At 57.9% G+C, this 22,854-nt stretch carries 22 protein-coding genes; 16 read left to right on the forward strand and 6 right to left on the reverse strand.

Features of this window, described 5'->3' with window-relative positions:
* Positions 1-175: 175 nt before the first annotated feature.
* The 4 genes from AC2FNN_RS01930 (at position 176) to AC2FNN_RS01945 (ending at position 5,823) form a co-directional block, all read left to right on the forward strand.
* A complete protein-coding gene (locus AC2FNN_RS01930) occupies positions 176-2,059 on the forward strand; it encodes a glycosyltransferase family 92 protein (protein WP_496756218.1) in 1,884 nt (627 codons plus the stop codon).
* Between the two features lie 94 nt (positions 2,060-2,153).
* Complete coding sequence (locus AC2FNN_RS01935; RefSeq protein ID WP_224855312.1) at positions 2,154-2,825, forward strand: class I SAM-dependent methyltransferase; 672 nt, start codon at positions 2,154-2,156, stop codon at positions 2,823-2,825.
* A 22-nt stretch (positions 2,826-2,847) separates the two neighbouring features.
* The gene (locus AC2FNN_RS01940) at positions 2,848-3,900 is read left to right on the forward strand and encodes a glycosyltransferase family 2 protein (protein ID WP_496756219.1); all 1,053 of its coding nucleotides are present in this window, start codon (positions 2,848-2,850) and stop codon (positions 3,898-3,900) included.
* A 27-nt stretch (positions 3,901-3,927) separates the two neighbouring features.
* Complete coding sequence (locus AC2FNN_RS01945; protein ID WP_496756221.1) at positions 3,928-5,823, forward strand: ATP-grasp fold amidoligase family protein; 1,896 nt, start codon at positions 3,928-3,930, stop codon at positions 5,821-5,823.
* A gap of 49 nt (positions 5,824-5,872) precedes the next feature.
* On the opposite strand, the gene AC2FNN_RS01950 is transcribed toward AC2FNN_RS01945, so the two are convergent.
* The gene (locus tag AC2FNN_RS01950; protein ID WP_224855318.1) at positions 5,873-6,175 is read right to left on the reverse strand and encodes a DUF6476 family protein; all 303 of its coding nucleotides are present in this window, start codon (positions 6,173-6,175) and stop codon (positions 5,873-5,875) included.
* Between AC2FNN_RS01950 and AC2FNN_RS01955 the strand changes: the two genes are divergently transcribed.
* The 5 genes from AC2FNN_RS01955 (at position 6,174) to AC2FNN_RS01975 (ending at position 10,978) form a co-directional block, all read left to right on the forward strand.
* A complete protein-coding gene (locus tag AC2FNN_RS01955) occupies positions 6,174-7,208 on the forward strand; it encodes an RluA family pseudouridine synthase (RefSeq protein WP_496756223.1) in 1,035 nt (344 codons plus the stop codon). The genes AC2FNN_RS01950 and AC2FNN_RS01955 overlap by 2 nt on opposite strands.
* A 146-nt stretch (positions 7,209-7,354) precedes the next feature.
* On the forward strand, positions 7,355-8,251 hold the full coding sequence (gene rpoH / locus AC2FNN_RS01960) for an RNA polymerase sigma factor RpoH (RefSeq protein ID WP_496756225.1): 897 nt from the start codon (positions 7,355-7,357) through the stop codon (positions 8,249-8,251).
* Between the two features lie 252 nt (positions 8,252-8,503).
* Complete coding sequence (locus AC2FNN_RS01965) at positions 8,504-9,478, forward strand: Gfo/Idh/MocA family protein (RefSeq protein WP_496756227.1); 975 nt, start codon at positions 8,504-8,506, stop codon at positions 9,476-9,478.
* Between the two features lie 58 nt (positions 9,479-9,536).
* A complete protein-coding gene (locus tag AC2FNN_RS01970) occupies positions 9,537-9,806 on the forward strand; it encodes a DksA/TraR family C4-type zinc finger protein (protein WP_496756229.1) in 270 nt (89 codons plus the stop codon).
* A 152-nt stretch (positions 9,807-9,958) separates the two neighbouring features.
* Positions 9,959-10,978, forward strand: a complete 1,020-nt coding sequence (locus tag AC2FNN_RS01975) for an alpha/beta hydrolase (protein ID WP_496756231.1) — start codon at positions 9,959-9,961, stop codon at positions 10,976-10,978.
* A gap of 146 nt (positions 10,979-11,124) precedes the next feature.
* Here the strand turns inward: AC2FNN_RS01975 and AC2FNN_RS01980 are convergent, their stop codons facing one another.
* The 3 genes from AC2FNN_RS01980 to AC2FNN_RS01990 form a co-directional block, all read right to left on the reverse strand.
* Positions 11,125-12,945, reverse strand: a complete 1,821-nt coding sequence (locus tag AC2FNN_RS01980; RefSeq protein ID WP_496756233.1) for a M3 family oligoendopeptidase — start codon at positions 12,943-12,945, stop codon at positions 11,125-11,127.
* 84 nt (positions 12,946-13,029) lie between these two features.
* Positions 13,030-14,004, reverse strand: coding sequence for an alpha/beta fold hydrolase (locus AC2FNN_RS01985; RefSeq protein ID WP_496756234.1), 975 nt, complete (start codon positions 14,002-14,004; stop codon positions 13,030-13,032).
* Positions 14,004-14,294: an SCP2 sterol-binding domain-containing protein gene (locus tag AC2FNN_RS01990; RefSeq protein ID WP_152457676.1), complete on the reverse strand. Its 291-nt coding sequence runs from the start codon at positions 14,292-14,294 to the stop codon at positions 14,004-14,006. Before AC2FNN_RS01990 ends, AC2FNN_RS01985 begins: the two co-directional genes overlap by 1 nt.
* A 30-nt stretch (positions 14,295-14,324) precedes the next feature.
* Between AC2FNN_RS01990 and AC2FNN_RS01995 the strand changes: the two genes are divergently transcribed.
* The 6 genes from AC2FNN_RS01995 to AC2FNN_RS02020 all read left to right on the forward strand — a co-directional run bounded on the left by AC2FNN_RS01995 (position 14,325) and on the right by AC2FNN_RS02020 (position 20,216).
* A complete protein-coding gene (locus AC2FNN_RS01995; RefSeq protein WP_496756236.1) occupies positions 14,325-14,933 on the forward strand; it encodes a tetratricopeptide repeat protein in 609 nt (202 codons plus the stop codon).
* Positions 14,934-14,954: 21 nt separating this feature from the next.
* Positions 14,955-17,768, forward strand: coding sequence for a helicase-related protein (locus AC2FNN_RS02000; RefSeq protein WP_496756238.1), 2,814 nt, complete (start codon positions 14,955-14,957; stop codon positions 17,766-17,768).
* Positions 17,769-17,774: 6 nt separating this feature from the next.
* Positions 17,775-18,140 (forward strand): RNA-binding S4 domain-containing protein, encoded by a 366-nt coding sequence (locus tag AC2FNN_RS02005; RefSeq protein ID WP_496756240.1) that lies wholly within the window; start codon positions 17,775-17,777, stop codon positions 18,138-18,140.
* Between the two features lie 66 nt (positions 18,141-18,206).
* Positions 18,207-18,545 carry a ferredoxin FdxA gene (fdxA, locus tag AC2FNN_RS02010; RefSeq protein ID WP_152457680.1) on the forward strand — a complete coding sequence of 113 codons (339 nt, stop codon included), beginning with the start codon at positions 18,207-18,209 and terminating at the stop codon, positions 18,543-18,545.
* A gap of 282 nt (positions 18,546-18,827) precedes the next feature.
* Entirely contained in the window at positions 18,828-19,337 is a 510-nt protein-coding gene (locus AC2FNN_RS02015; RefSeq protein WP_209504207.1) for a CarD family transcriptional regulator, read from the forward strand.
* Between the two features lie 117 nt (positions 19,338-19,454).
* Positions 19,455-20,216, forward strand: a complete 762-nt coding sequence (locus AC2FNN_RS02020) for an ion channel (protein ID WP_496756241.1) — start codon at positions 19,455-19,457, stop codon at positions 20,214-20,216.
* On the opposite strand, the gene cobS is transcribed toward AC2FNN_RS02020, so the two are convergent.
* Entirely contained in the window at positions 20,213-20,977 is a 765-nt protein-coding gene (gene cobS / locus AC2FNN_RS02025; RefSeq protein WP_496756242.1) for an adenosylcobinamide-GDP ribazoletransferase, read from the reverse strand. The two genes, AC2FNN_RS02020 and cobS, sit on opposite strands and share 4 nt — an antisense overlap.
* A gap of 78 nt (positions 20,978-21,055) precedes the next feature.
* Here cobS and cobT point away from each other — a divergent pair, with 78 nt between their 5' ends.
* A complete protein-coding gene (gene cobT, locus AC2FNN_RS02030; RefSeq protein WP_496756244.1) occupies positions 21,056-22,066 on the forward strand; it encodes a nicotinate-nucleotide--dimethylbenzimidazole phosphoribosyltransferase in 1,011 nt (336 codons plus the stop codon).
* Positions 22,067-22,096: 30 nt separating this feature from the next.
* On the opposite strand, the gene AC2FNN_RS02035 is transcribed toward cobT, so the two are convergent.
* On the reverse strand, positions 22,097-22,854 hold a 758-nt coding region (locus tag AC2FNN_RS02035), incomplete at its 5' end, for an NAD-binding protein (protein ID WP_496756245.1).

Here is a 22,854-nt window from a genome sequence, read left to right on the forward strand (position 1 = left end):
GCGATTGTCTGCGGAATTTGGAGTTGGCAGTCGCTGAACCGGCGGGCTCGTCCACTTGCAATGCATTTCCGGGGCCCGTAACAAAGCCGCAGGCAGGGATGCGCGCTATACATCTGCAAAGATGCGTTTTTTCCCGCTATCCTGAATTTGCGGGCCACGGGTACAGGTAGACGCGATGAGACTTGTCATATCCACGATGAAAGACGAAGGGCCGTTCATCCTGGAATGGATTGCATACTATCTTTCGATTGGCTTCACCCACTTTATCGTCAATTCGAACGATTGTTCCGATGGCACCGACGCGATCCTTCAGCGATGCCAGGAACTGGGGTTTCTGGCGCAAATCGACAACCCCGGCCCGTGGGAATTTGGACCTCAGGCTTCAGCTTATGCAAACGCCATGGAACACCCCTGGTGCAAAGAAGCCGAATGGATATTGGTCTGCGACGTGGATGAATTCCTTGATATTCGCGTCGGCGACGGAACACTGGACGATTTGTTTCGTGCGTTGCCACATGCGGACGGATTTGCCGCAATCTGGCATTTGTTCGGACACAACGGAATCGTCGAGTTCGAAGACAGGTTCGTTGTCGAGCAATTCACCCGTGCGGGCGAGCTTGGCGCCGTCAGCCCCCACAACTTGCGGGCGTTCAAATCGCTGTTTCGCAACAACGGATCGTATCGCACAATCAGCACGCATCGACCGCGCGGTCCGATACCCAGCAAGGCGGATCGATTTGCCTGGGTCGACGGGGACGGTGATCCGTTGCCGCCGGCCATGCGAAGGCGAGGGTGGGCGTATTCATCAACGGGCGCCGGGTTCGGGCGCAGGCTTTTTCGGATGAACCACTATGCGGTGAGATCTGTGGAAAGCTATCTGATGAAACGGTTGCGCGGGGATGTGAATACCTCGAGTTTTCATCCGAAGATGGAGGCAACAGGTCAGGCCTACTGGAAGCTGCATTGCTATAACGACATCGAAGAAACCTCGATCCTGTCCAAAGTCGCGCGACTGCGGAAGGTTTACGAAGAACTGCGATCCGATCCTGTTCTGGGGCAATTGCATCAGCGGGCGGTTGCATTTCACAAGGAACGCATCGCAGGCCTCAGAAAAACCGAGGTGGCGCAGGATTTTGTTGCAAAGTTCAGCCGCTTCCGCAGCGGGCGCTATGTCAAGGCGCTGGAACTCGGCGTGATGGAAGATGGCGATCTGTCTTTCAACGCTGAAATGTACAAGGACCCGGAAATTACCTTTGCCCAGGTCGCGAAATGGACGCGGCTCGGTAAGATGTCCAAGCCCGAGAACTCCAAGCCATACAATTTTCCTTGGTTCGTTCGGCTCGATTCCCTCGCAACCTCGTTCGATTACGAAGAGGCCGCCGCGCAGCACACGCAAATCACGGATGCCAAACAGGTTTCGGTGCCGTTCGATCCAAAGGATCCTGTTTACCTGCCTGCTGTCCCTCCGGAAGTTGAAAGAACAAAAGACCAGCGGCAGAGTTTTCTTCGATCAATCAGCGGCAAGAAGAACTGGTTGCTGATCGGGCATGTTGAGACTGAAATCATTGAAGAAATACTTGATCTGGACGCTGTCGAGAAATTGACGGTCATAGGGCCGTGGGGGCTGTCATGGGACGGTTTCACATGTCCGGATGCAACTCAGGATCCCGAGCTACAGGAATTGGACCGCACGTTTTATGCATTGCTGGAATATTTCCGCGATCCCATTCTCGCCGGACGATTGCATGTCTACCGGGCGCTGCCCCCTTTGATGCTGAAGCTGTTTGAAGACGAAAGCGTCGGCGTCGTCATCATCCGCGGGGTGCGGGCAGAGCAGGTAATGAACCAGCTGTTGCGTCGGATCGACCGGGTTCTTGCGCCCGGGGGGAGTATCGCGTTCACATCCTATCGCCGTCACGGAGGCGGGTCGTATACGGGTATGAATGCGGCAATAAATAGTTTCCTCGGGCGCAATGCTGCACGATACCGGATAACCAGCTTGCAGCCACCGTGGCTTGGCATCGACAAGTTGCCACCGCTTGGCAAAAAGGAAACATAGCTTCTGGTTCTTGAGGCTGTGGCGTGTTAGCCATGGCGCAATGAACAAAACGGGTTCTGAGTGAATGGGATACCCGTCTGCAAGTGAGGTCGAGATGTCAAACGAATCCAAGGTTATCGGTGTTGCGCCCGGCAGCCAGAAGAAACCGAAGGCTGACAAGGCGACCAAGCGCAAAAACAGCAAAGACGCAATCCGCCGCACATTCCTTTCACGTTTGCCAAAGGGGGGCTTGGCCGTTGAAATCGGCGTCTGGCAGGGTGAGTTCTCTCCGACCATTCTGAAACTGATCGAGCCCAGTCAGCTTTTTCTGATCGACCCGTGGAAGCATATTGGTGAGGAGTCGCACACAACCGCGTTTGTGGGTCGGACCGAAGACGAAAAGATGGAGGCCATCTTCCAGAAGGTCGTAAAGACTTTCGAGGCCGAGATCGAAGAAGGCAAGGTTGGTATTATACGCGATTTTTCGGTACCTGCGTTGGAGCTTTTTGATGATGAAAGCATCTCGTTCGCCTATGTCGACGGAGACCATTCATATGAAGGCGTCACCGCCGATCTGGCCGCTTTGTTTCCCAAGATCAAACCCGGTGGGATCATGGCATTCGACGACTACCACCGCCGCGGCTGGTGGGGCGACGGGGTGATCCGTGCGGTCAACGAGTTTCTGGGCCAGCACCCCCGAGAGTTGCGCATCCGCGCGATTGCCGGCGCGCAGATCGCCATCGAAAAGATCGTCCCGCAAGATGACAGCAAAGGTCAGAACGACTAGGCGGCGGGGATAAGTGGCAGCGATGGAAAAGCCTGAAAAAATCCTCATTACTGCGATGAAGAACGAGGGCCCCTATATTCTGGAATGGGTGGCCCATCACAAGGTGCTGGGGTTTGATCGGATCATTGTCTACACCAATGATTGTACAGACGGCACCAACCAGATTCTGAGACGGTTGCAGGACTTGGGTCATGTGGAGTTTCACAGAAACCGGGTCGGAACCGGAGGTATTCACCGGTCTGCGCTGAGGCAGGCACGGCGCTTGCCGGTGGTGAAAGACGCAAAGTGGATATATGTCGGCGACGCGGATGAATTTCTGAATATTCACGTGGGAAATCACAGGGTTGATGATCTGATCGAGGCAACGCCTGGCGTTGACGTCATTTCCATCCCCTGGAAGATATTCTCGAACAGTGGTCGGCATGTTATGCGCGATACGCTGGTGACGCGGCAGTTTTACGATTGTGAACTGGATTTCGAACAGGGCGGGGCAGGGCGCCGGTTTGTCAAATCCCTGTTCAGGCAGGGCGATTTCTATCTTCGCTTCGGATTGCACAACCCGCACCCCCGTCCCGAACTTCAGGCCGGCGTGTTCCGGTCGGTGCCCGGAGGGCACGCCACGGAACCTGCGCCCTTCGGCAATCATGTCTCGCCTCCGTTTGGTTTTGAAGTCGCACAGATCAACCACTATGCCGTCAGATCCACGCAGGCCTATCTGGCCAAGCGCAGCCGAGGTCGGGCAAATCATTCCTCGCAAACACTTGGAACCGACTATTGGGACCGCTGGAACCGCGGCGGTGCCAAGGATGAAACAATCCTGAGGTACAAGGATGAAGTGGATGCGGTGCTGGAAGAGTTTCGCGCTGACGACAGGCTTCGACGGCTACATAGAAGAGCGTTCCGCTGGCACAAGGCCCTGATCAACGATCTGCTGAAACTGCCAGAGTATGATGCGCTGTACCAGAAACTTCTTGAAAAACCTGCTGTGGATTTTGTCGCAAAGGACCGTGGCGTAAGGGAACGCCTGTCGGCTAGCGCGCCGTCTTCGACTGACGAAAACCGGACAGAGTCCTGACAAAACAGCCCCTGGAGAAATAGACGAATGGTTGCGGATCACTCTCTTCCGACGATTGGGATGCTGTGGATGGAAGGCAGCCTGAGCTTTCTGGAACAGATGTGCATGCTGTCATTCGTCGAATGCGGGCACAGGGTCGTTTTGTTTCACTATGGACAAGTCGACAACGTTCCGGACGGTATCGAACTGGTGTCGGCAAACGAAATCCACGAGCCCAAGCAGTTCATCGTGAACAACCAGTTCAAGACGCCGGTGCCCCAATCCGATATCTTCAGATTGCACCTGATGAAGAAAACGGATTTTCTGTGGTGCGACACGGATGTGTTGGCGCTTGCCCCGATACCAAAGGCAGATCATGTCTTTGGGTATTTCAACCGCGATACCATCTGCAATGCAGTAATGCGGCTGCCGCACGACAGCCCCACGTTGAACGCGTATTCCGAATACTGCCAGGACCCCTATCCGATCCGCCCCTGGGTTGAAGGGGAAGAACGAAAAGAACTGGAACGCCTGAAACAGACCGGTGAGTTACCTCATGCGTCAGATCAGGAACACAGTGTCTACGGCCCCGGTGTCATGACATGGTTTCTCCGCCACCACGACGAGTTGAAGCATGCCAGCCCCATACCGGTCTTTTATCCTTTGCCGTTCAGACGGGCAGGGCACGCCAATGACATTCACGTCCGAGAGTTCAGGGACGCGTATATCAAAGAGGAAACGCTTGCCGTGCATCTGTGGGGGCGCCGGATGCGGTGGTGGATTGCAAACGGGATCAAGCGGCATTCGTTTCTGGATCGACGTTTGAGGAACCTGGGGGTGCGACCGGGCGACGCGCCTTTGCCGCGCCACGGCCGTGGGGGCCTCAAACCGGTGGAGTTTCCGGCAAACCTGCCCACATTGCGCGCGACGACCGAAGAAATCCACGACGCCACCGGCGGCGTCGTGTCCGTTGCGCTGCTCTCTGACCGGGAAGACTATCTCAAGGCGGCTCAGGCTGATCTCGACGCAATTGCAGCTGACAATCTGCATGGCGCCAACACCCCGCCACGCGCCGGTTTTTCGCGCGGTTGGGAACACTATGGCAGTGATCCTGCACGGCTGAATGCGCTTGGCATGTCACTGTACAACTATGCGGATAGCCATCGGTCTTTACCCGATCTGCGCGCGCCAAAGACATTCGCCGAAAAGCTGGTGGTCATGAAGCTGTTTGGCGAAGTCCCTGATGGGTTGATTTCTGACCGGTCCAAATACGTGGGCAGCGCCTCGGAACCGCTGGCCTGCCCACAGCGCATGTGGGAGGCGCACATTCCGGCATTGCCCGAAACACTCGACCTCGGGCCCGGCCAGTATTGGTTGAAAGGAACGATGAGCCATGGTCACAAGCTGGCCCTGTCGTTCCCGCTGGATGGCACGCAGCGCGACGATGCCAAACAGAAACTGGCCGCGTGGCACAAGACAAAAACGCCCGAAGGTTTCTGGACAGGCGAATGGTGGCGCGCCACGCAAAAGCCCCTCTATTACATCGAAGAAGACTTGTCCGCCGGGGATCGACAGGCCGGCACCTGGAAATTTTGGGTAATCGCCGGACGCGTGCAGCTGGTGCAGGTTGACCGTGACCGGGGGCGAGGGCGCATCCAGATGCTCCATGATCGCGACTACAATTACCTTGCAGATGAGTTGTATTCACCAACCAGCAGCACTGTTGAACCCCGGCCCGAACGCTTTGAAGACATGATCCGGATCGCTGAAACCCTGGGGCAAGACCTTGAATGCGCAAGCGTAGAGCTTTTCCCGGTTGGTGACAGGATTTGCTTGGGCGACATCATGTTGGCGCCGGTGTCAGGCAAGCACAAGATGCGGTCGGATGCGCTGGATCAGCGTCTGGGTGCTGCGTGGACCGGAACTCGGCTGTTTCCCGGCTGAGGCTGGACGATCCCCGGATCTTTCATGCCGCCGGAACAGGCGGCGGGGTCTATTCGACCGCGATTTCCTGGCGCAGTTTTCCTGTTGTTTTGTCAAAGATCAGAATGCGGTTGTCATCGGTTGCGACGGCATACCAGTTTGAACCGATGGTCAGGGCCTGCGCCCGGGCCCCGTCGGGCAGCTCGATCTGATCCGGCAAGGTGGGGGTGCGGTCCGATAGGCGGATGACAATCAGGGCGAATGTCACTAGAACCCCGCCAATCATCACCGCGGTCAACAGCATGACCATCCGCCGCAGCAATCGCAGTTGCGGAGTTTCCTGCGGTTCTTGAGGTTCGGAAGGGACAGTCATGGGCACCCGCCAGATTGAGTTTCAGATCGCGGCCGATCCGCCGCCTCGCCTTGATAAGGCGCTTTCCCGCGATGTGCCAGACGGGGAAAACCTGTCGCGCACCCGACTTGCGCGCCTGATCGAAGGGGGGGCGGTGCAGATCGACGGTGCCGAGGTACGCGACCCCAAGGCCAAGGTGGCCGAAGGGGCGCGGGTCACGATTGTCGTGGCCGAGGCCGAAGACAGCCATATCGGCCCCGAGGACATCCCGCTCGAGATCGTCTTCGAGGATGCGGACGTAATCGTCGTCAACAAACCCGCAGGCATGGTCGTACACCCCGCGCCGGGATCACCCAGCGGGACATTGGTGAATGCTTTGCTCCACCATTGCGGAGACGATCTGTCGGGCGTCGGCGGGGTGAAGCGCCCCGGTATCGTGCATCGCATCGACAAGGAAACCAGTGGCCTTCTGGTGGTCGCAAAGTCAGACGCTGCGCATCACGGTCTGGCCGAGCAGTTCGCGGCGCATAGTGTCGAACGGTATTACCGCGCGGTGTGTTACGGGGTGCCGGATGCCAACGATCCTCGTTTGCGCGGCGTCAAAGGGATCAGCTTTGAACCCGGCAACATCATGCGCGTTACGACGCAACTTGCGCGACACAAGACCGACCGTCAGAGACAGGCGGTTCTGTTCCATGGCGGGCGGCATGCCGTGACACGCGCGCGCGTTGTCGAGACATTTGGTGTGCCGGCGGGTCTTGCTCTGATCGAATGCTGGCTTGAAACCGGCCGAACGCATCAGATCCGCGTTCATATGGCCCACGCAGGGCACGGGCTGGTGGGCGACCCGGTTTATGGCGGCAAGCGAAAGCTGTCGGCCAAAGCGTTTTCAGCCGCCGCCGCCGGTTTTGCAGGCGCTTTTCCCCGTCAGGCGCTTCATGCCGCCGTTTTGGGGTTCGAGCACCCTGTCACTGGTGAATCCCTGCGGTTCGAGGCCGATTTGCCGCCAGATATGCAAAACCTTGTCGAACGGCTGCGCAGACCGCTGTCATAATAAGCAAAGTCCTGTGATTAGGGGCTTTTTACCTTTCCTTAACGTAAGATTAATTTCAGACTGTTAGCAGAACCTCTTGAATGGGAAGGGTTCCTTACCCATATCCTATGTTAAATACCTAAACATTTGTCGGAGGGACACATATAATGGCAAACTACGCAAATCTTCCCGCACCGACGCCCGAGGGCGGCCTGAATCGCTATATGCAGGAAATCCGCAAGTTTCCTCTGCTGGAGCCGGAAGAAGAATACATGCTGGCCAAGCGTTGGGTCGAAGAGCAGGACACCGAAGCCGCGCACAAGATGGTGACGTCTCACCTGCGTCTGGCGGCCAAGATCGCCATGGGCTATCGCGGCTATGGACTGCCGCAGGCCGAAGTGATTTCCGAGGCCAATGTGGGCCTGATGCAGGCGGTCAAACGGTTTGACCCTGAAAAGGGCTTCCGTCTGGCGACCTATGCCATGTGGTGGATACGTGCCTCGATCCAGGAATACATCCTGCGGTCCTGGTCTCTGGTGAAACTGGGCACGACCTCGGCGCAGAAAAAGCTGTTTTTCAACCTGCGCAAGGCCAAGGCCCGCATCGGTGCATTGGAAGAGGGCGACCTGCGCCCTGAAAACGTCAAGAAGATCGCCACTGATCTGGGCGTGACCGAAGAGGAAGTGATCAGCATGAACCGCCGAATGTCCGGAGGTGATGCGTCCCTGAACGCCACGGTCGGGTCCGAAGGCGAAGGCACCATGCAGTGGCAGGACTGGCTTGAGGATGAGGATGCCGATCAGGCCGGTGATTACGAAGCACGCGATGAGCTGGAAGCGCGTCGGGAATTGCTGGCGGCGGCTTTGGATGTGCTGAATGATCGGGAAAAGGATATCCTGACCCAGCGCCGTTTGATGGATCAGCCCGTCACGCTCGAGGAGTTGAGCGCACAGTACAACGTGAGCCGCGAGCGCATTCGCCAGATCGAAGTGCGCGCGTTCGAGAAGTTGCAAAAGAAAATGCGGGATCTGGCGCGGGAAAAAGGCATGCTGGGTGTCAGCTGACGGTTACGCCCCTGCTTGCCCCACAGGATGAGTCTTTTGCGTTCAAGCAATGACGGAAAACGCCCTCTGATATTCAGGGGGCGTTTTTTGCGAATGTTGGCAGAAACTGAACCTGAGACCTAAATCAATGGCTGAAGGTCGAAAGCTGTGCTAGGAAAAAGACGTGTTTTGTCTTTGATTTTGTAGCAGAACGGGCGCTGGTGACCCTTCGGGAAGCGCACTATTTGAAACAAGCCGAATACGGAGGGCGCAATGCAAAAACCGGTTCAATTTGGTGTATTGGGTGCAGCGAAATTTGCCCGCGAATACATGGCCCCGGCGATACATGCAGCAAATGGCGCGCGCTTGGCCGCGCTGGCAACCTCGGATGCCGCGAAAGCAGAACCGTTTCAGTCCTTTTGTCCGGATTTGCAAGTCTATGACAGCTATGATGCGTTGTTGGCAGACGCCGGAATTGACGCAATCTACATCCCGTTGCCCAACCATATGCATGCGGAATGGAGCCTTAAGGCTTTGAGCGCTGGCAAGCATGTTCTGTGCGAAAAACCCATGACCATGAAGGCGGATGAATTCGACGCATTGATCCAAAAGCGGGACCAAAGCGGCCTGCTGGCCGCCGAGGCATACATGATCGTCCATCACCCTCAATGGCAGCTTGCAAGGAAACTGATCGCTGATGGTGCCATCGGCAATTTGGTACATGTGACCGGTGCATTCAGTTTCGACAATCGCTCTGACACTCGGAACATTCGAAACCGTGCGGAAACGGGCGGCGGTGGATTGCGTGACATCGGGGTCTACGTGATTGGCGGAGCGCGCTTTGCAACCGGGCAAGAACCTGTGTCGGTGCAATCCGCGATCCGTTGGCAGGATGATATCGACATCTTCACTGAAATTCGCGCCCAGTTCCCCGGATTTACCTATTCCAGCTATGTGTCCATACGGATGCATCCCCATCAGGAGATGGTGTTTCACGGCGAAAGCGGTTTGATCCGTCTGACGACCCCGTTCAACGCGCGTGTGTTCGGAGAGGCCCGGGTCGAACTGCACCGGCCGGGGCTTGAAGTTCAGGTTACCCGATTCCCCGGAGCAGACCATTACAAGTTGCAGGTCGAGGCCTTTTGCCGTTCGATCCGGGACGGGGCGGAATATCCCTGTCCTTTGGAATTTTCACGCGGGACGCAAGAGGTGATTGATCGTGTATTCGAAGGCGCGGTTTCGCTGTAACTTGCGTTGCGGCCAGCGGCTCAGCTATCCTGAGTTTCACAATTTCAGGAGATGACCGATGGCCGGAGGTTGGGCACGCGACGGCGCTGTGAGCGAACAGATCGAAGCGTCGATCTCAGATGAACTGGCGCGGATGCAGGCGCAAAGGCGGCCCCAGGGCGAAAGCCTGACCCATTGTGCCGAATGCGAAGAACCCATACCGGAAAAGCGCCGCGTCGCGTTGCCGGGAGTAAAGCTGTGTCTGGATTGCCAGCAAGAGCGGGACGGCGCGTTCAAGGCGCGCGGCGGCGTCAATCGGCGGGGGTCGAAGGACAGTCAGTTGAAGTGATCTTGGGTATGTCTGCTATGAGCCCAATAAGGCCATTGGTCATTGACCCAACCTGGTTAGAAGCGTCTTGGCCAATATGGCTCTGCATGCCGTCATCGAACGGCTGATAGTAGATGTTTCGGCGTGCCATCGGCACAGGGTTTGGAGAGACTATGAGACAGACAGCATTTGCCATGATTTCGACTTTAGGCGCGCTGGTCATAACGGCAGGCGTTGCGTCTGCGGAAGGTTCACTGGGATACCGCGCAGACCTTGATGTCGTTTTCGGTCAGGCGACCATTGCCCCCGACGGCGTCGACGTTGAACGCGATCTCAAAATGGACGTCTATTATCCGACTGAGGAGAACGCCGATTTCTCACGTGGCGCTTACCAACCGAGCACAACGCGCCCGGCAGTCATTTACGTCCACGGTGGCGCTCATCATCGCGGCGGTCGCAGGGAGCAACCATTCCGGCTTGAGGCTGCTGTCCATTCCCGACCTGAAGACTATGCACGCCTGCTCGCCCCGCTTGGATATGTCGTGTTTGTCGTCGAGTATCGGCTGGCGATGGAAAATCCTGTTCCGACCTTGTTACCCGGACAAGCGAACCTTCGTGAAGATGTCGACAGCTATGTCACACCTGAAGTGTTCGCAGCAACGGTGCGTGCGCGCGGTGCCATGGGGCTGGAACCACTGCCGGACACAGCCGAGGGGCGGCGGTTTCTTTGGGATGCAGGTGTTGCCGCCGCTGAGGATGTGCGGATGGCCTTCGACTTCGTGGTTAAAAATGCTGATCAGTTCGGCGTTGACCCCGAGCGGATCGCGATGGGCGGACACTCGGCAGGTGGTGGGATTACGATGAACGTGGCCTTCGGTTTACGGACACCATTGGCCGCCGTGTTTCCGCTTTCCGGTACAGACATTCTGTTTGAGCATATTGCCGTCGCTCAGATTGGCGACCTGCCTCCCACACTTCTTGTATATTCGCAGTTCGATGAACACACGCAACTCGGACAACTCCCCGGAATTGTCCGTCTGATGCAAGGCGCAGGGGTCGATTATCAGCTCGCTTGGGTTCCGGGTTTCGCCCACTTCTATCCGCATGGCGCAGTGTCGCTGGCTGACGATGGCACCCGCAGCGCTTTGAGTGACCGCATTATCGGTTTTCTGGACGAACATCTCGGCGAGTAACTGGGGGTGCACCCAGCCCAAGCGTTACCCGAGGCAATGACTGTTTTGTCCCGCGCAGCGGGCATTCAGGAGCCTTTTGGGCGCGACATTGCCGAGAACGAAGGATTTCCACAAGGCAGATGTCGCCACCTTCTGTTTAGGGCGTCTCAGCCCTCCATCGCCTCCAACTCGTCAATGAAGCCCGAGATCATCGACAGCCCCTTGTCCCAGAATTTCGGGTCGCTGGCATCCAGCCCGAACGGGGCCAACAGTTCCTTGTGGTGCTTTGATCCACCTGCGCGCAGCATGTCGAAATACTTGTCCTCGAACCCGTCGGCGCCGCTTTCATAGACCGAGTATAGCGCGTTCACCAACCCGTCTCCGAAGGCATAGGCATAGACGTAGAAGGGCGAATGAACAAAGTGCGGGATATAGGCCCAGAAGGTCTCGTACCCGTCCATGAATTCAAACGCGGGGCCAAGGCTTTCGGCCTGAACGCTCATCCACAGGGCGTTGATGTCGTCCGGGGTCAGTTCCCCCTCGCGCCGGGCGGCGTGCAGTTTGCATTCAAAGTCGTAAAACGCGATCTGGCGGACCACCGTGTTGATCATGTCCTCGACCTTGCCGGCCAGCAGCACCTTGCGCTGTTCGGGCGTTTCGGCCTGGTCCAGCATCTTGCGGAAGGTCAGCATCTCGCCGAAGACGCTGGCGGTTTCGGCGAGTGTCAGCGGGGTCGAGGACAGCATCTCGCCCTGATCGGCGGCCAGCACCTGATGCACGCCGTGGCCCAGCTCGTGCGCCAGGGTCATCACGTCGCGCGGCTTGCCCAGGTAGTTCAGCATCACGTAAGGATGCACCTCGGTCACGGTGGGATGCGCGAAGGCGCCCGGCGCCTTGCCGGGCTTCACCGCCGCGTCGATCCAGCCTTTCGAGAAGAACGGCGCCGCGATGTCGGCCATGCGAGGATCGAAGGCGGCGTAAGCCTCCATCACGGTTTTCTCGGCGTCCTCCCACGACACGGTGCGGGTGTCTTCCATCGGCAGCGGCGCGTTGCGGTCCCAGACCTGCATCACATCCAGACCCAGCCACTTGCGCTTGAGCTCATAGTACCGATGGCTGAGTTTGGGATAGGCGGCCACGACCGCCTCGCGCAGGGCTTCGACCACTTCGGGCTCGACATCGTTCGACAAGTGACGCCCTGTTTGCGCGGTCGGCATCTTGCGCCAGCGATCGACGATTTCTTTCTCTTTGGCCTGCGTGTTGTGGACACGGGCAAATGTTTTGATGTTCTCCTGAAACACGTTGGCCAGTTCGCGCGCCGCAGCCTCACGTTTCGCGCAGTCCTGTTCCGTCAGCAGATTCAGGGTGCCTTCGATGTTCAGTTCTTCACCGTCGACATGAAATGCCAGTCCGGCAATCGTTTCGTCGAACAGACGTTCCCACGCGTCGCCGACAACCCCCAGATCATGAAGGAATTTTTCCAGCTCGTCAGACAGTTGGTAGGGCTTCATTGCGCGGATGCGACGGAACACAGGTTCGTAGCGGGCGAGATCCGTGTTGGCCGCAAAATGCGCTTTCAGAACATCGTCTTCGATCCGGTTGATCTCGAGCGTGAAAAACACCAGGGGCGTTGTGAACACGGTGATCTTTTCCTGCATGTCAGACAGGAATTTGGCGCGCTCTGCGTCGGTGGTCAGTTGGTAATAGCGCAGACCGGCAAAGGACATGATACGGCCTGCGACGGCGTTGATCTTTTCATTGCGCTGAACGCAGGCCAAAAGAGCCGCGGCGTCCAGCTTTGCCAGCTTGCCTTCATAGTCAGCAGCAAAGGCGGCACTTTCGCCTTCCAGCCAATCCAGATCACGCGCCAGTTCGGGCGCCTCTTCGGAGGCGTAGAGATCCGTCAGATCCCATTCCGGAAGATTGCCCAGATTGCCGGAGCCACCGATTGCGTTCGCGTCACGGACAGGGAAGGGGAGGTCGCGCATGCATCACCTTTAGTAGACTGCTTTTGCAAACATCTAGGGCTGGTGCGCCCGGATCACAAGCGGCCAATCCCAAGGTGAAAGGGTTTACGAGGAAACCAGCTCGGATGCGCCATTGGCCTGATTGGCCAGAAAATGCGCCGTAATCTTGTCCAGAACCGGCCCTCGAACCTCGGGTGCTTCCATCAGCACCTCATGTTCACCGTTCGGGATTTCGACCAATGTGCCATTTGGCCAATTGGCCATGCGCGCCCGTATGGCCTTGCGATCGACGATTTGCTCGTGGCTGCCCAGAAAAGTCAGACAAGGTGTCGCCGGCGCGGGCTGTTCCATCAACCATTCGCATTCGTCCAGCGACTCGCGCAGCCAGCGGTTGGAAGGGGCACCAAGAGCCAGTTCGGGATGCGCATTCAACTGATTTTGCATCATCCGGTACATGTCCGGATCGCGGGTCAGCATATTCCTGTCGAAAGGTTGCGACAGGACATAGCTTTCAAGCGTCGTGGTCGGGGGCGTGCGTTCGCCAAGGCCAAGCGCCGTGCCCCAATATGCGGCAACGCGGCTCAGAGGTTTCATGACCGGAGTGAAGAAAATTCCCCACATCGGGCCGGTGAACGCGCACGCGGCAAAACACCCTTTTTCTATGACGGCACGCAACCCGATGGCGCCGCCCATCGAATGCCCGACGACGTACCACGGCTTGGGCAAATCCAGAGCGTTTGCAAGGTCCAGAGTTGACTGAACATCGTATTGGTAGTCGGTGAAATGATCGACATGGCCGATGCGTGGGTTTTCCAGCAGCCGATCCGCAAGACCCTGACCGCGCCAGTCCACGGCCAGCATCGCAAAGCCGCGTTTCGTGAATTCACCGGCGGTACTGCCATATTTTTCGATATATTCGGTGCGTCCGGGGAACATCATGACGGTGCCACGTGCACCATCATCCGGAAGCCAGTGACCCACGCGAATGCGTTTTTGGTCAGACGTCGTCAACCAATGGGCCTTTCCACCGGCAGGGCCGCCGGCCGCGTCTTCAAACAGGGGGGCCGGCGAGAACTCCATCAGGCCAGTACCGATGCAAGTTTCATGGCAACACCCATGTCGCCATCAATGCTCAGCTTTCCGGACATGAACGCGCCGGTCGGATTCAGCTCACCGCTGAGGATCTGTTCGAACGTCTCTGCGTCAGCGCTCATGGTGACACTGGCCTCTTCATCGCTGACCCGCGCACCGTTTTCGTCCAGAACGATCGAACCCAGATCGGTGATGGCAAACTTGGCCGTATCATCAAACGCGCCGCCATCCAGTTTTTCGTTCAGTGCGGCAGCCGCTTTTTCAAGAGTCTCGCTCATACTTTTCCTCATATTGTTAGTGCGCCGTGAATGGACATCCCCGGTCGCAACGCTACACTGACTATTGTTATGAGCATTGCAATTCACAATCTCAAAGGTACCGTTGCGGCACTTTTTGTCCTAGTCACGTTTTCCACCAATTGTTTCGCGCAGCAGGCGGATTCACGGGACGAGGATGAATTGCTGCAAAAACTGGCGCAGTCGACCCCGGAACAGGCAATTGCACTGGATCGGCAGTTGCAGGCGCTGTGGTCGCAATCGGGGTCTGCGTCGGCTGATCTGCTGCTGGAGCGGGGACGCGAGGCATTGGATGAGGGCGACGTCGACGCTGCATTGGATCACTTGACCGCGCTGACGGATCACGCGCCTGATTTTGCCGAAGGCTGGCATCTGCGCGCATCTGCCTTTTTCGGGGTCGAGCGATTTGGTATGGCGGCCGCCGATCTGGAACATGTGCTGACGCTGAATCCAAATCACTATGAGGCGATTTACGGTCTGGGTCTGATCTTTGAAGTTATCGGGGAACCTCGGAAAGCCTACGAGGCTTATTCTCGGGCGTTGGCTATACATCCCCATCACGAAGAAGTAACCAATGCCGTGAATCGGCTGAAGCCTCAGGTTGAAGGCAAGGCGCTGTAAGGCTCGGGGCAGGGGGCGAATGTGAGCGGGTCATCCCGAATCGTGGCCGTACTTGGCCCGACCAACACTGGTAAAACCCATTACGCTATCGAACGCATGCTGGGCCATCGGACCGGCGTGATCGGTCTGCCGCTGCGCCTGCTGGCGCGCGAGGTCTATGACAAGATCGTTGCGATCCGTGGGCCGTCGGTGGTGGCTCTGGTCACGGGCGAAGAACGGATCGTACCGCCCCGTGCGCAGTATTGGGTGTGCACGGTTGAGGCGATGCCGGAAGGCATGGGCGCTGATTTTGTTGCCATCGATGAGATTCAGCTGTGTGCCGATCCGGAACGGGGTCACGTCTTCACCGACCGTCTGCTCAGGTCTCGCGGCACGAACGAGACATTGTTCCTGGGCGCGGACACAATGCGTGGCCCCATTTCGGCGCTGGTCCCCCAGGCGCAGTTCGTGCGGCGAGAGCGGATGTCACAGCTGGTTTACTCGGGGTCCAGAAAGATCAGCCGGATGCCTGCGCGCAGCGCCATCGTGGGATTCTCGGTTGAAAACGTCTATGCCATCGCCGAATTGCTGCGCCGCCAGAAAGGTGGTGCTGCGGTGGTCATGGGGGCGCTCAGCCCGCGGACCCGGAATGCACAGGTGGACCTGTACCAAAACGGCGAGGTTGATTACCTGGTTGCCACGGACGCTATCGGGATGGGGTTGAACCTGGATGTGAACCACGTTGCGTTTTCATCCCTGTCCAAGTTCGACGGGCGCAGGATGCGTCCGCTTGCGCCGAATGAGCTGGCGCAGATCGCGGGCCGGGCAGGTCGCGGGATGTCGGATGGCACCTTCGGCGTAACCGGAGAGGCCCCGCCGCTGGACGAGGGCGTGGCGCAGGCGATCATGGACAGCCGGTTTACGCCGATGAAAAAGCTGAACTGGCGGAATGCCGCCCTTCGGTTCGGCTCGATTGATGCGCTGATCGACTCGCTTGAGGTCGGCCCGGATGATGAACACCTGATCAAGGCCCGCCCTGCTGACGACCTGAACGCGTTGAAATCGCTGTCGCAAGTGACCGAGGTTGTCGCCCGGGCAAGCGACGGCCCGTCCATCCGGTTGTTGTGGGATGTGTGCAGAATCCCTGATTTTCGCGGTATCAGCCATGCGGAACACGCCAGCTTGCTGGAGGTGATCTATGGCCATCTGCATGAACGGGGATCTATTCCCGACGAGTTCATGGCACGGCAGATCAGACGGATCGATCAGACCCACGGCGATATCGACGCTTTATCTAAAAGATTGGCATATATTCGCACGTGGACATATGTTGCGCAGCGGAAAGGGTGGGTTCGTGACGAATCACATTGGCGTGACGAAACCCGCACTGTAGAAGACAGGTTGTCCGACGCTTTGCACGAGCGTCTCACGCAAAGATTTGTGGATCGGCGTACATCCGTTTTGTTGCGCCGGCTCAAGCAGAAGGAGGCCCTTTTGGCCGAAGTAAATGACAAGGGTGAAGTGACCGTCGAAGGCGAATTCGTCGGTCGTCTGGAAGGGTTCCGGTTCATCCCGGACAAAAGCGCGCAGGGAACCGAGGCGAAAGCTCTGAAATCGGCGTCTCTGCAAGCACTCGCGCCGCAATTCCATCTGCGCGCCGATCGCTTCTACAACGCGCCCGATACTGAAATTGATTTCACTGATCAGGGTGGCCTGATGTGGGGTGAATACGCCGTTGGCAAGCTGGTTGCCGGGGCGGAACCTCTCAAGCCCGTGGTCGAGGTTTTTGTGGATGAAGCCGCCGGCCCGGACGTCGAGCAGAAAGTGCAGCGCCGTTTGCAGCACTTCATTGACCGCAAGGTGGCCGCACTGTTCGAGCCGCTGCTGAACCTGTCGCGGGATGAGGAACTCAACGGCCTTGCCAAGGGGTTTGCTTTCCGCATGGTCGAAGCGCTGGGTATCCTGCCCCGCGCCGGGGTCGCACAAGAGGTTAAGGATCTGGATCAGGACGCCCGTGGCGCCTTGCGCAAGCATGGTATCCGGTTCGGCCAGTTCACCATCTTCATGCCGCTGCTGCTGAAACCTGCCCCCACGCGTCTGCGTCTCGTGCTTTGGGCGCTGTCCAGCGGGTTGCAGGAATTCCCCGAAGCGCCACCTCCGGGTCTGGTCACCGTGCCGGTCGCCAAGGATGCACCACAGGGCTATGACACCATGTGTGGCTACCGCGATGCCGGCGAGCGTTCGATCCGTATCGACATGCTGGAACGTTTGGCGGACATGCTGCGCGCTGAAGACAGCCGTGGCGGTTTCGAAGCCAAGCCTGACATGCTGTCGATCACCGGCATGACGCTGGATCAGTTTGCAGACCTGATGCAGGGGCTGGGATACAAGGCAGAACGCGGCGAGCGTCCGAAAGTCAAACCTGTACCGGTCGAACAGCCGGCGGCAGCTGTGGCGGACAAACCGACCGCCGAAGAGGCCCCGGCAAGTGAAGTCGCGGCAGAAGAGGTCGCCGTACCCGCCGAGGCCACCGACGGCACAGAGGCCGCAGCGGAGACTGGCGCGGAAAGCCTTCCCGCAGAACCAGTGTCTGACGAACCCGAGGTTGAAGTGTTCTATACCTTCACCTGGGCCCGTCAGCGACAGCCCAGCCGAGGCCCGCGCCGCGAGCAGGGGCAAAGCAAGGGCAAACCGCGCAGCAAGCCGCAGGATGGCCGTGGCAAACCGCATGGCAAGAAGGGTGGCAAGCCTCAGGGCGCCAAGACCTTCTCGTCGCGGCCGCCGAAAAAGGAAAAGGCGATTGATCCCGACAACCCGTTTGCAGCTGCGCTGATGGGTTTGAAGGACGGTAACTGATCCGAAATGGCCGAGGCCAAGCTGCGGGTTGACAAATGGTTGTGGCAGGCGCGGTTCTTCAAGACCCGCAGCCTGGCCGCCAAACAGGTCAGCGGTGGCCATGTCAGGTTGAACGGAAACCGGGTGCTGAAACCGGCGCAGGCCGTGGCCCCGGGCGACGTTCTGACCTTTCCTCAGGGCCGTATCGTCCGCGTCGTGCGCATCGAAAAAATCGGGGATCGCCGTGGTCCGGCCCCCGAAGCGCAAACGCTGTATTTCGATATGACCGAAAAACAGGACGTCCCGCCCAAAAATCCGGGGTTTGAGGGAAAAGGTCGCCCGACAAAGAAAGATCGCCGGTCTCTTGATCTTTCTCGCACCGAAGATCGCTGATCATATCTTGAAGAGTAGGCCAGACTGAATTAGCTAAACGCTCAAACCGCAAACGGGAATCCGATCATGACCTATGTTGTCACCGAAAACTGTATCGCCTGCAAATATACCGACTGTGTCGAAGTATGTCCGGTGGACTGTTTCTATGAAGGTGAGAACACGCTGGTCATCCATCCCGACGAATGCATCGACTGCGGTGTTTGCGAACCGGAATGCCCGGCCGACGCGATCCGCCCCGATACTGAACCGGGCATGGATCAATGGGTCGAATTCAACCGCAAGTACTCGGAAATGTGGCCTGTGATCGTTACCAAAAAAGATCCGCTTCCCGATGCGGAGGAACGCGACGGTGAAGAAGGCAAGATGGAGAAGTATTTCTCGGAAGCACCGGGCGAGGGTGGTTGAACGATTCGCGCTCAAACCCCTGTCTGATGTGCAAAGATCGCGGCACAACCTGTTGAAAACGGTTTGAATATGAAAATTTACCGTCGGGTAAACTTTCGGGTGTCGTATTTTTGTGATATACTTGGTTCTTGTATGATGACCGAGATTGGGATGCGCTCCACAAGTATGCTCGCTTTGGAGAATTGAATTTGTGACAATATCGCCGCCTGTCGGGGCTGAAATAGTCCCCGCATGTGGTGCTTTTGTTGTCTGTGTCCCGTCCGAAAGCAAGGAAAAAACTGAATGACAAAGTCGAAAAAGCTCGAGTTCCGCCCGAACGACTATGTTGTCTACCCCGCCCACGGCGTAGGCCAGATCATCTCGATCGAAGAACAGGATGTCGCGGGGTTCTCTCTGGAGCTGTTCGTCATCTCATTTGAGAAAGACAAGATGACGCTGCGCGTGCCGACCAACAAGGTTACCGAATCCGGTCTGCGGTCGCTCAGCTCGCCCGACGTGATCAGTCAGGCGATGAAAACGCTGAAAGGGAAGGCAAAGGTCAAACGCGCCATGTGGTCGCGCCGTGCTCAGGAATACGAGCAGAAAATCAATTCGGGTGATCTGATTTCGATTGCGGAAGTGGTCCGCGATCTGCATCGCACGGACGATCAGCGCGAACAGAGCTATTCCGAGCGTCAGTTGTATGAAGCTGCCCTGGAACGTCTGACCCGTGAGGTCGCGGCGGTTTCCGGCGCCGGCGAAGTATCCGCTGCCAAACAGGTGGACGAAGTTTTGACCTCTCGCGCTGCCTGACAGCGAATTCGACAAGACAACAGGCCGCTCCACCATCGGGGCGGCCTTTTTCGTGGCTTGGTGAAATCCGCGAGTGCCGCTAATTTCACTTTGTGTGCAGCAAGCTACAGGGCGGACATGAAGCAGACAGTTAGATATCTGTATATCGGACATGACCCGATTTCGGTCTGGTTTCGATACGCTCTGATCCTGTTCGATGTTGCGACAATCGTTTTCTTTGTCGCAACGGCTCACGTCCCTCATGGTCCCGGGTTGGTGATTGCAAGCCAGTTGATCGGTTTTTTGATTTTCTTGGACTTTTCTGCGCGGCTTTGGATTTCAAAGGATCGGTGGAAGTTGCTGCGCCAGATTTATACGCTGGCGGATATTGTCGTTATCGCCTCGTTGGTTCTGGATCCGTTCCTGACGGGCAACCTGGCGTTCCTGAGGATTCTGCGTGCCTTGCGCCTGATCCACTCATACCACCTGCTTAGGGACTTGCGACGCGACAGTACGTTTTTTCGCACCCACGAAGACGCGGTGATTGCAGCAATCAATCTGATGGTTTTTGTCTTTGCCACCTCTACGGCGGTTTTGGTGTTCTTCATTCCGGAAGACGCACAGACGCCTTACATAGACGCGCTGTATTTCACCATGGCCACCCTGACCACAACCGGGTTCGGTGACATCACGCTGAACACCCCTTGGGGCAAGCTGTTCTCGGTTTTCATCATGGTCGTGGGTGTCGCGTTGTTTGTCCGTTTGGCGCAGGCGATTTTCATGCCGCAAAAGGTACGTCACAAATGCCCAAGCTGCGGGTTGTACCGGCATGACCCGGATGCCGTGCATTGCAAGCATTGTGGTGGAACACTTCGGATTGAAACGGGCGGCGTGTCCTAAATCTGCGCGCTGATGGCAAGCAGAAACGCGATCTCTGCCAGTTGTTGCGATGCCCCGAGTATATCCCCGGTCTGGCCGCCGATCTTCTTGCGCGCTGTCAGCGCCAAGATGGCAGCAATCAAGGCAGCAGAGATGATGGCGGTCATCGCCACACCCCCGCACAGGAAAACGGCGATTGGAACGGCCACGCCCAAGGACATGCTGACCGAAATCGCGCCGGGGGTTCCCACTGAATGGCTCAGCCCCGATTTTCTGGCGTTTGGCAGGAATGCCATCAAAACCGGCATCAGGGCGCGTGAGAACACGCAGGCTGCCAGAATCGCCCAAATCGACCCGGTTGCCAAAATCGTGGCAACTGCGGACACCCGAGCAAGCTGAGAGACAACCAAAGCAAGAACACCATAGGTTCCGATCTGGCTGTCTTTCATGATTTCAAGTCGACGTTCAGGGGTGAACCCACCCCAGAGGCCGTCGAACGTATCGGCCAGACCGTCCTCGTGCATCGCACCCGTCGCCATGATCAACGTTGCAACCAACAGGGTCGCGGCAACAAAAGGGGGCAGATGAAAGACCATTGCCAACCATCCGACCAGACAGGCAATCGCTCCGACCGCCAGCCCGGCGATGGGAAAGGCCCATGCCGCCTGTGCCTGCCGCTTGAATACAGGCTCGGGCAATCGGGGCAGGGGCAGGCGGGTCAACAGCACCAGAGCCAGCGGAATATCCCACAGGGAAAAGGGATTGGTGTCGTTTTTATGCACGCCCGTGCCTTTCGGGGTCTTGTTGGATTCGATGCTTCGGTTAAACACACAGGACCACTCTGATGCAATGAGGCTTTCATGTTGCCTGAACTGAATGATTTAAACGCGTTCCGTGCTGCGCTCGCAGCGGCTCCGGGGCCGGATGCCACCGCGGCGCAGGGCGCGGCAGAGCGAAACGGACAACTGACGAAACCCCCGGGCGCGCTGGGGCGACTTGAAGATTTGGCAATCTGGTACGCAGGATGGCGCGGAGATGCCCGGCCACAGATCGCGGCGCCACAGGTCATCGTCTTTGCCGGAAACCACGGCGTCACTGCACAGGGGGTTTCGGCTTTTCCGTCGGAAGTGACAGTGCAGATGGTGATGAATTTCGAACATGGCGGTGCGGCGATCAACCAGCTGGCCCGGGCGGCGGGTGCAACGATGGATGTTCACGCGCTGGATCTGGACAACCCGACCGCAGATTTCACCTGGGCACCGGCCATGACGGAGGCCGAATTGCTGGACGCGCTGCGCACCGGCTGGCAGGCCGTGGATCCGCAGGCAGATCTGTTGGTCGTGGGCGAGATGGGTATTGGCAACACCACCCCGGCAGCCGCCATTGCCTGCGCGCTGTTCGGTGGTGACGCGGCCGATTGGACAGGTCGCGGGACGGGCGTCGATGATGCAGGGTTGACCAACAAGACCCGCGTTGTCGCCGAAGGTGTTGCGTTGCACACGTCAGAGGATGGCCTTGAAACCCTGCGCTGCCTCGGAGGTCGTGAGATTGCGGCGATGGCCGGGGCGATTGCCGCCGCGCGGATATTGCGCATTCCTGTGATCCTGGATGGTTTCATCTGTACGGCTGCCGCTGCCTGCCTGTGGAGGCTGTCGGAAACCGCGCTGGATCACGCCGTGGCCGGCCACCAAAGCGCCGAGGCCGCGCACGGTGCCGTATTGGCAAAGCTGGGCAAAGAACCGCTGTTGAGCCTTGGTCTTCGGCTGGGCGAAGGGTCGGGCGGGGCACTGGCGATCAATATTCTCAAAAGCGCCGTGGCCTGCCATTCCGGTATGGCAACCTTTGCCGAGGCAGGAGTGTCCGACGGTTGACTATTTGCCTGACCCGGGCGCAGGCTTGGGTCAGGCGGATTTCTTGGCGTGCTTTTCGGCCAGTTCCAGCAACGCGGTTTCCAGATCCTTCTCCAGTTGCTGGGCGCGCTCGATGTATTTCTTGTTTTCGGCCGTTGGCAGGCCCGGGACCCACAGCTCGGCGAGATCGCGAACAGTCGTCCGGTCGTGGTGATAAAAGGTCTGTTCCGCCTGTGCGGCCTCGTACTCACTCAGCCCGACATTCTCCAGAACATAGCGGCCTGCGCGCAATGAGCTGTCGAACAGTTCCCGCACGATGTCGTTGGCGCCAGCCTGATAAAGCTCGTACACATGGGTCCGGTCGCGGGCGCGGGCGATGATGTGCAGGTCGGGGCGCTGCCGTCTGGCATACCCGACCAGCCGCGTGACTTGCTTGTGGTCATCCATGACAGCAACAAGGACCGACGCTTTTTCCAACCCCGCAGCGCGCAGCAATTCGGGGCGTGTAGGATCGCCCAGAAAACCTTTGACGCCGAAACGGCGCATCAACTGAATGGTTTCGATATCGTGGTCCAGCACAACCGTCTTGAACCCGCTGGCCCGCACCAACCGGTTTACAATCTGCCCGAACCGACCGATCCCGGCGATGATGACGGGGCCTTTTTCGTCAATTTCGTCCGGCACAGGTTCTTTGGAAGTGTCGCTGATCTTTCGCGACAGAAGATCGTAGATGATAAACAGAAGCGGTGTGATCAGCATCGTCAAAGCGATGATCATCAGCAGTTTTTGGGACAGGTCGGGGGGGATGA

The organism is Ruegeria sp. BHSA118 (assembly GCF_059613405.1).